Raw genomic sequence first — 6,715 nt, forward strand, 5'->3', positions numbered from 1 at the left:
CTACCGTCCGGCGCGCGGCACCGCGTCGGCCGCCTGCGATGTGGCGGATGTGTCGCCGTACAGGTGTGGTCGCCGGTCGGCGAAGGCGTGGTTGTGCGGCCCCAGCGCCTTGTCCCGGGCCGCCGCCACGTCCAGATCCGCGACCACCACCACCTCCCGCGGCTGCTCCCCCGTCGCGGTGGCAGGACCGGCGCGCAGGTAGCCGTCGCTGCCGCAGACCAGGCTGCCGCCGACCCAGTCGACACCGCGCTCGCGCCCGCACCGGTCGGCGACGACGACGTGGACGCGGTAGGTTCCCGCACCCGCCTGGGCCTTGATCACCTCGAGCGCGCGTTCCCCGTCCGGGCGGGGTTCCCGTGGCCAGTTGACCGGCGCCGCGACGATCTCGGCGCCGGCCTGCGCGGCGAGCCGCACCCACTCCGGGAACTCGAGGTCGTAGCAGATCAGCACGGCGATCCGCCCGGCCGCGGTGGCAACGGCGGCCGGTGGCTCCGTGCCGGGGCTGAACAACTCCGGCTCGCTGCCCCACAGGTGCACCTTGCGGTAGCAGGCCACCACCGCACCGGCCTCGACCAGCACCGCGGAGTTGTACACGCAGCCGTCGTCACCGAGCTCGGCGAAGCCGCCGACGATCACGCACCCCAGCTCGGCGGAGAGCGACCGCAGCAGCGTGGCGGTCGGACCGTCGAGCCGCTGGGCGGCGGCGCGCGCCTCGGCGGCGTCGCGGAAGACGTACCCGCACTCGGCGAGCTCGGGCAGCACGACCAGCCGCGCTCCCCGAGCCGCAGCGGAGCGAACGGCGCGCTCGAGGGCGCCAGGAGAACGGGCCGGGATCTGACACGCAGCGACGATCACACGCACCCTTCCCGCTCGCACACACCGCCGGGGCACCGCACACACCTCCTACGGTGTGTGCGGTGCCTCGCGGGTGTGTGCCAGCTCAGTCGTCCTCGGTGGCGGCGGCCAGCACCGCCGCGGGCGCCACGTAGCCGTTCGCGTCCAGGACCTGCCCCGCGGCTCGCGCGGCCGCCACCACTTCGGGCGCCCACTCCAGCACCGTGCGCGCGTCGCCGCTGTTGACGACGAGCAGCTCGCCGGTGCCGTCGGGCCCGGCCTCGCGCAGCTCGAACGAGCGCCAGGCCCCCGCAGGCACAGACAGGGAGTCGAGCCTGCCGAGCTCGACGACGCTCTCCGCGGACCCGGTGTTGATCCGCACCGCCCAGCGGCCGGACCGGGCGGTGAGCACCTGCGCCTCACCGTGGCGGTGGGTGAGCACTCCCTCCCCGACCGGTGCGCGCAGCCAGGCCAGGTCGAAGCCGTGCGGCTCGTGCTGCCACGGGACGGCGCGGCGGTCCTCGCTCATGCCGTAGCCGATCATCGGGCTCAGCTCGGCGCCGCCGCCGGGTAGCCCCGAGCACAGGAACGGCCGGGGCAGCCAGGTGCGGTCGCCCGCGTGCGCGACGCGGGTGCGGAACGCGGCGACGGAGTAGGCGTCGAGCTTGTCGATCTCCTCCTGCGCCATGGGCCGCACGAGGGTCGCGCCGGCGGGCACCTGCTCGCCCTGCACGGTGTCGACCAGCTGGTTGTCGGAGGTGAGGTAGAGCCCGTGACCGGCCGCCTCCGCCAGCACCGACGGCCCCCAGATGATGCCGCCGTTGTCGTCGTGGCCCAGCACCGTGAGCAGGATGCCCTCGTCGTCGCCGACGTTGGTGAAGCCGCGGAAGATCCAGGTGGGCACCGAGACGACGTCGCCGTCGACGCTGCGGTACTCGCCCTGGCGGCCGTCGGCGCCCCAGCGCAGCTGGTAGTCGCCGCCGAAGTTGATGAACACCTCGGCCGTGAAGTGCAGGTGCAGGCTGTTGGTGGTGCCGTGCGGCATCCCGGCCGCGCCCAGGTTGAACCCGTGCGGCTCGCGCAGGTTGACGAACTGCTCGGCGTTCTGCGAGACGCCGGGCCCGATGAACGAGTAGTTGTCCTTGCGGTCCGAGCCGGGCGTGCGGCAGTCGATGAAGGCGGCCTTGCAGGGGACCCAGTCCTGCCGGCGCACGGTGCGGCGAGCGATCTCGCCGGGGGTGACGACGGTGTCGGGCATCTCGGGGAGTCCTTAGTAGATGTTGGTGTCGGTGAACTCGCCGGCACCGCGGGTGGCGTTGATCTGCGCGCGCAGTGCGATCTCGTCGAACACGCGCATCTCGCGGACGATCCGGCCGCCCTGCACCAGGAACTGCGACACGCCCAGCAGGTCGACCGGGGAGTTGGTCAGCGGTCCGAACGCGGGCGTGCCGTGGTAGGTGCCGTGCATCGTCCACAGCACGGCGATGCGCAGCCCCGCGTAGCGCTCGGCGTGGTGGGTCTGCACGTCGCGGACCTCGAAGCGGGCGTCGGGGAACGGCGCGACCAGGCTCAACAGATCACGCTGGTAGCCGTCCGGACGCACGATCGTCTGGTCGCCCACGGTGTGCAGGAACAGGTCCCGCACCATGTAGGCGGGCACCTTGTTGAGGCGGCGCTGGTTCCACACCTCGTCGAGGAACTCCAGCACCATCTCGCACTCGGGGCGGAAGTCGTCGGGGCGCGGCCCGCTGTCGCCCGCGGTGAGGACGTCGGCAGGCGCGGGCTTGGTCATCGAGCCCTCGTAGCCGCGGAAGCGCATCTGCAGCGCCGCCGCCGCGGGGTCGATGCCGCGCTGCAGGCAGTCGGCGAGCTCGTCGCGCACCACCCACTCCTCGACCATGCGGCCGCGACGGTAGAGGCAGTTGGCGATGGTGCGCTTGCGGACCCGGGTGGGCCGACCGCCGACGAGGTGCTCGTCGCTGGCGAACACCAGGTGCGAGCTGAGGAACGCGTCGTTGCCGCGCGCCTCCCACACCACGTCCTCGGCCTGCCCGACGTGCTGGGGCGTGCCCGCGATGCGCATCAGGCTGCCCTCGATGACACCGTCGCGACCGATGACCGTGCCGAGCCCGCCGTGGACGATCGAGTCGGGCTCGTAGTTGTCCACGATGTAGGAGACGTCGCGGCCGACCCAGATCCGGTCGGTCACCTCGCGGATGAAGTCGTCGGGGTCGGTGTAGGGCTCATACGCGACGGGGTCGAGCGGCATGGAAATCCTCTCCTGCGGTCGGAACCACCACGACTGTATGCGTATGCATTCGCGGTGACAAGAGGCGGCGCTCGACCCGCACGGGCGGCTCAGGAGCGAGCGGTGCCGATCGTGGTGCGCGGGACGTAGCGCGTCGGGAAGACCTCCGTGACGGGCTCGGCCTCGGGCTTGTCGGCCCTGGCGACGATCATGCGAGCGGCCGCGCGTGACATCGCGTCGAGGTCGTAGGCCACCGTGCTGAGCCGCACCAGCGCCCAGCTCGACGTCGGCAGGTCGTCGAAGCCTGCGATCGAGACGTCGCCCGGCACCGCGACACCGAGCTCGGCCGCGGCGTTGAGCGCACCCAGCGCCACCACGTCGTTGCCGCACAGCACCAGCGTGGGGGGATCGGCGCGCCCGGCCAGCGCGTGCATGCCCTCGTGCCCGGTGCGGAAGTCGAACGGGCCGTGCCGCACGTCGCGGTGCGCCAGCGTGATGCCGTGCTCGTCGAGCACCGCGCGCACGGTCTGTTCACGCAGCTCACCGGTGCTGGTGTTGCGCGGGCCGAAGATCGCGCCGACCCGGGAGTGGCCCTTGGCCACGACGTCGGCCAGCAGCTCCCGGATGCCCTGTTCCGGGTCGACGGTGACGGAGTCGGCCGGCACGTTGGGCGCCGTCCGGTTGAAGTAGACGAACGGCACGCCGCGATCGTGCAACCGCGACGGCAGGATCGAGTCGACGGTGGTGGTGGCGAGCACGACGCCGCACAGCCCGTGACCGATGACGTGCTCGGCGACCGGGCCACTCTCGGACGACTCGGTGATCAGCACCAGCTCGTGGCCCAGCCGCTCCAGCTCGTGGTGCATCGGGGCGATGACGTGGGCGTAGAACTGGTTCTCCAGGTCGGTGACGACGAGCCCGACCCGCGTCGAGCGCCCCACCGACAGCGCACGGCCGATCGCGCTCGGCGAGTAGCCCAGCGCGAGCGCCGCCTCGCGGACCCGCTGCTTCGTGGCCTCGGAGACCTTCGGGTCATCGCGCAGCGCCCGCGACACGGTCGGCTGCGACACCCCCGCCAGCCTCGCCACATCGTGACTGGTGATCATCTCGCGCCTCTCCCCCCGAACCGCAGCAGCATAGCCACGCGGAGAACCTCGCCGCCCCGATCATCGCTTGACGCGTGCGGCCCGGACCCGTTCACTGGCCGACATACGTATGCTATCGGAAAGGACGCACCATGGTGCAGCACCGCGGTTCGACGACCACCCTGCGCGCGCGGCTGGCGGCGGGCGAGCGGCTGGCGGGCGCGCTCGTGCGGATGCCGGCCGAGGAGATCGTCGAGATGCTGGCGGTGGCCGGACTCGACTTCGTCCTGGTCGACGCCGAGCACGGCCCCGCCGACATCGGGCTGCTGCGCGAGCACATCGCGCTCGCCGACGCCCAGGGGATGCCGGTGCTCGTCCGCCTCGGTGAGCACGAGCCGGGCACGGCGCTACGGGTGCTGGACCACGGCGCGGCGGGGATCGTGGCGCCACACGTCGAGACCGCCGCGGACGCCGAGGCACTGGTGCGCGCGGTGCACTACCCGCCGCGGGGACAGCGCGGGTTCGCCACCTACTCCCGCGCCGGGCGGTTCGGCACCGTCGACGCCGCCGCGCACCGCGCGGCCGCCGCCGCGACGCTGGTGATCGCCATGCTCGAGTCGCCCGCGGCGATCCGCGACGCCGCGGCGATCGTCGCGGTGCCCGGGATCGACGGCTACCTCGTCGGCACCGCCGACCTGGGCGCGTCCCGACAGGCCGCGGACCCGACCGTGGCCGAGTTGCTGGCCGCAGTGCGCAGCGACCCCGGCACGGCGGACACGGTGCGCGCCGACCTGGCCAACAGCGCCGCAGCAGCGGTGGAGTCGTTCGACGGGGGCGCGCAGGTGGTGGTCTACAACCTCACCGCGGTGCTGATGGACGTGTTCCGGTCGCTGCGCGCCTGATCCTCACCCGAGCCAGCCCGCGAGCGCGGCGGCCACCGCTGCCGGCGCTTCGAGCGGGGCCAGGTGCCCCACCCCGGCGAGCACGGTGAGCCGGGAGCCGGGGATCAGCGCGTGGATCTCCTCGTGCCGATCCACCGGGCAGATCCGGTCCTGGTCCCCGACGAGCACCAGGGTCGGCACGCGCACGGCGGCCAGCGCGGGCCGCTCGTCGGTGCGGGTGGCCTGCGCGGCGAGCTGCCCGTCGAGCGCCTGCTCCCCCAGGTCGTCGGCCATCAGCAGGGCCATCTCGGCCAGCTCCGGATCGCGGCTGTACAGCAGGAACGGCAGGAGGTCGCGCTGCACGTCGCGCGCCGTACGGCCGACCGCCAGCTCGCTCCGCTGCGCCAGCCACCCCGCGCGTTGCTGGGGCGTCGGACCCCGCCCGTTCGTCGCCATCAGGCACAGCCGCGACACCCGCTCCGGGGCCTGCCGCACCAGCGCCATCGCGACGATCCCGCCCATGCTCAGCCCGGCGAGCGCGAAGCGCGGTGGCAGCACGTGCAGCAGTGCGGCGACCGCATCGTCGAGCGTGGGGCCGTCGAGCCGGCCGTGGACGACGGTCGGCGACCCCAGCTCGTCGAGCATGGTGGACCACAGCCGCGGCGAGCAGTTGAGTCCCGGCAGCAGCACCAGCGGATCGGCCATGAGCCACTATCCCTTGACCGAGCCCGCGCCCAACCCCGCCACCAGGTAGCGCTGCGCGACGAACGCGAACAGCACCACCGGCAGCGTCAGCAGGATCGCCGCGGCGCCCGCCTGCTGCAGCATCGGCAGCGTCTGCCCGAGCTGCGTGGCGATGAACACCGGCACCGTGCGCGCGGAGACGTCGGTGAGGATGTTGGCCGTCAGGTACTCCTGGAAGGCGAACAGGAACATGAAGATGCCCGCCGTGATGATGCCGGGACCCATCAGCGGCACCATCACGCGGCGCAGCGTCTGGAACCGGCTGCACCCGTCCAGCATGGCCGCCTCGTCGAGCTCCTTGGGTATCTCGGCGAAGAAGTTGCGCAGCAGCCAGATGCTGAACGGCTGGTTGATCGCCACCAACGCGGCCGCCACCACGAACGTCGTGTCGTAGATCCCCAGCGAGCGGGCGATGTCGTACATCGGCAGCACCACCGAGAAGCGCGGCAGCGCCCGGAAGATCAGCGCGGCGATCAGCAGCACCGCGGAGATCCAGCTGGGGAACCGCGACAACGCGTACGCCGCCGGGATCCCGATCACCAACGCGACGATCGTGCTGATCACGGCCACGACGAGGGTGTTGATCAGGTACTTGTAGAACAAGGTGGTCTGCCACAGGTCGACGAACGCGTGCAGCGTCGGCTCGTAGGCGAACACGGGCGGGTTGAGGAACGCGACGTCGGTCGGCTTCGTCACCGCCATGGCCGCCCACAGCACCGGGCTGAGCATCGCCCAGCACGTCAGCACCAGCATGCCGCCGATGAGGTAGGACCGCGCACGGCGCCGGGACAGGCGCGGCTTCAGTGGCGCTTCCGAGGACTCGCCGGACGCCGGACGTTCGAGTGTCTGCACCGCGCTCACTGGTGCACCCTCTTCCGGTCCGAGCTTGGTTGATCAGCCAGGATTCGGGCGCACCTGAGGTC

General features: G+C 72.3%; 7 protein-coding genes. 1 reads left to right on the forward strand and 6 read right to left on the reverse strand.

The genetic code is table 11. From position 1 onward, the window contains the following. From ACFPFQ_RS12700 to ACFPFQ_RS12715, 4 genes are all read right to left on the reverse strand, one after another. A complete protein-coding gene (locus tag ACFPFQ_RS12700; protein WP_379618148.1) occupies positions 1 to 900 on the reverse strand; it encodes a nitrilase-related carbon-nitrogen hydrolase in 900 nt (299 codons plus the stop codon). 40 nt (positions 901 to 940) lie between these two features. Further along, the gene (locus ACFPFQ_RS12705; RefSeq protein WP_379618150.1) at positions 941 to 2,092 is read right to left on the reverse strand and encodes a hypothetical protein; all 1,152 of its coding nucleotides are present in this window, start codon (positions 2,090 to 2,092) and stop codon (positions 941 to 943) included. 12 nt (positions 2,093 to 2,104) lie between these two features. After that, positions 2,105 to 3,103, reverse strand: coding sequence for an ester cyclase (locus ACFPFQ_RS12710; protein ID WP_379618152.1), 999 nt, complete (start codon positions 3,101 to 3,103; stop codon positions 2,105 to 2,107). Between the two features lie 89 nt (positions 3,104 to 3,192). Further along, a complete protein-coding gene (locus ACFPFQ_RS12715; protein ID WP_379618154.1) occupies positions 3,193 to 4,188 on the reverse strand; it encodes a LacI family DNA-binding transcriptional regulator in 996 nt (331 codons plus the stop codon). 131 nt (positions 4,189 to 4,319) lie between these two features. On the opposite strand from ACFPFQ_RS12715, the gene ACFPFQ_RS12720 reads away from it, so the two are divergent. Next, positions 4,320 to 5,069 (forward strand): HpcH/HpaI aldolase family protein, encoded by a 750-nt coding sequence (locus ACFPFQ_RS12720; RefSeq protein ID WP_379618156.1) that lies wholly within the window; start codon positions 4,320 to 4,322, stop codon positions 5,067 to 5,069. 3 nt (positions 5,070 to 5,072) lie between these two features. Here the strand turns inward: ACFPFQ_RS12720 and ACFPFQ_RS12725 are convergent, their stop codons facing one another. Further along, positions 5,073 to 5,753 carry an alpha/beta fold hydrolase gene (locus tag ACFPFQ_RS12725; RefSeq protein ID WP_379618158.1) on the reverse strand — a complete coding sequence of 227 codons (681 nt, stop codon included), beginning with the start codon at positions 5,751 to 5,753 and terminating at the stop codon, positions 5,073 to 5,075. A gap of 6 nt (positions 5,754 to 5,759) precedes the next feature. Continuing rightward, the gene (locus ACFPFQ_RS12730; RefSeq protein ID WP_379618160.1) at positions 5,760 to 6,653 is read right to left on the reverse strand and encodes a carbohydrate ABC transporter permease; all 894 of its coding nucleotides are present in this window, start codon (positions 6,651 to 6,653) and stop codon (positions 5,760 to 5,762) included. Positions 6,654 to 6,715 lie beyond the last annotated feature (62 nt).

The sequence above is a fragment of the Pseudonocardia sp. GCM10023141 genome, from assembly GCF_042653605.1.